General features: G+C 47.7%; 1 pseudogene. It reads right to left on the bottom strand.

What is annotated here, in order from left to right:
- Nucleotides 1-260: pseudogene (gene dnaK, locus B2X00_RS12225) on the bottom strand (molecular chaperone DnaK); the annotation flags it as partial.

Below are 260 nucleotides of genomic sequence, written 5' to 3'. Positions count from 1 at the left end.
AAACTCAGCGTCAACAACGTCATCATCTTTAGATGATTGTGCTTGCTCTGCTCCTGCTTCAGCACCACCTTGTTGTGCTTGCTGTTGCTGAGCCGCTTCCATCAGTTTTTGTGAAGCTTCCATTAACGCTTGAGACTTCGCTTCGATAGCGTCTTTGTCGCCGTCTTTAGAAGCTTGCTCAAGTTCGTCGCAGGCGGTCTCAATCGCTTTCTTATCATCTTCCGACAAGGCTTCACCGACTTCTTTCAACTGATTACGTG

The organism is Idiomarina sp. UBA3162, from assembly GCF_002364475.1.
Classification (GTDB): domain Bacteria; phylum Pseudomonadota; class Gammaproteobacteria; order Enterobacterales; family Alteromonadaceae; genus Idiomarina.
The sequence above is the reverse complement of the archived record's forward strand: the minus strand, read 5'-3'. Positions and strand labels throughout refer to the sequence as shown.